Source organism: Paracoccus sp. NFXS7 (assembly GCF_040148865.1).
Taxonomy (GTDB): domain Bacteria; phylum Pseudomonadota; class Alphaproteobacteria; order Rhodobacterales; family Rhodobacteraceae; genus Paracoccus; species Paracoccus marcusii.
The window spans coordinates 1-1,202 of sequence record NZ_JAKEKV010000035.1 but is presented as its reverse complement, the minus strand read 5'-3'; the positions used below and the strand labels follow the sequence as shown (position 1 = coordinate 1,202).

1 protein-coding gene is annotated in these 1,202 nt (G+C 65.2%); it reads left to right on the top strand.

The features are described 5' to 3' along the window. The first annotated feature begins 1 nt into the window (after position 1). Positions 2 to 1,177 carry an elongation factor Tu gene (gene tuf, locus LZ686_RS18810; RefSeq protein WP_349548777.1) on the top strand — a complete coding sequence of 392 codons (1,176 nt, stop codon included), beginning with the start codon at positions 2 to 4 and terminating at the stop codon, positions 1,175 to 1,177. Positions 1,178 to 1,202 lie beyond the last annotated feature (25 nt).

Genomic DNA, 1,202 nt, shown 5'->3' with positions numbered 1-1,202 from the left:
CATGGCAAAGGCAAAGTTTGAACGGAACAAACCGCACGTCAACATCGGCACGATCGGCCACGTTGACCACGGCAAGACGACGCTGACGGCGGCCATCACGAAGTACTTCGGCGAATTCCGCGCCTATGACCAGATCGATGGCGCGCCCGAAGAGAAGGCCCGCGGGATCACGATCTCGACCGCGCACGTGGAATACGAATCCGAGACGCGCCACTATGCGCATGTCGACTGCCCGGGCCACGCCGACTACGTCAAGAACATGATCACCGGTGCCGCCCAGATGGACGGCGCGATCCTGGTCGTGAACGCCGCCGACGGCCCGATGCCGCAGACGCGCGAGCACATCCTGCTGGGTCGCCAGGTGGGCATCCCCTACATGGTCGTCTACCTGAACAAGGTCGACCAGGTGGATGACGAGGAACTGCTGGAACTGGTCGAGATGGAAGTCCGCGAGCTGCTGAGCTCGTACGACTATCCGGGCGACGACATCCCGATCATCAAGGGTTCGGCGCTGGCAGCCATGGAAGGTCGCGACCAGGCCATCGGCGAGGATTCGATCCGCGCTCTGATCGCCGCCGTCGACGAGTACATCCCGACCCCCGAGCGTGCGATCGACCAGCCGTTCCTGCTGCCGATCGAGGACGTGTTCTCGATCTCGGGCCGCGGCACCGTGGTCACCGGCCGCATCGAGCGCGGCGCGGTCAACGTGGGCGACGAACTGGAGATCGTGGGCATCCGCGACACCAAGAAGACCACCTGCACGGGCGTCGAGATGTTCCGCAAGCTGCTGGACCGCGGTGAGGCCGGCGACAACGTGGGCGTGCTGCTGCGCGGCATCGACCGTGACGGCGTCGAGCGCGGCCAGGTCCTGGTCAAGCCGAAGTCGGTCACCCCGCACACCCAGTTCGAGGCCGAGGCCTACATCCTGACCAAGGAAGAGGGCGGCCGCCACACGCCGTTCTTCGCGAACTACCGCCCGCAGTTCTACTTCCGGACCACGGACGTCACCGGCACCGTCAAGCTGCCCGAGGGCACCGAGATGGTGATGCCCGGCGACAACCTGAAGTTCGAGGTCGAGCTGATCGCCCCGATCGCGATGGAAGAGAAGCTGCGCTTCGCCATCCGCGAAGGCGGCCGCACCGTCGGCGCAGGCGTCGTCTCCAAGATCATCAAGTGATCCAGGGCCCGAACGGGCCAAGGAA

Bases quoted from the DNA above. Each gene is read 5' to 3' on its own strand.
- tuf (WP_349548777.1), top strand. From the start codon at position 2: ATGGCAAAGGCAAAGTTTGAACGGAACAAACCGCACGTCAACATCGGC.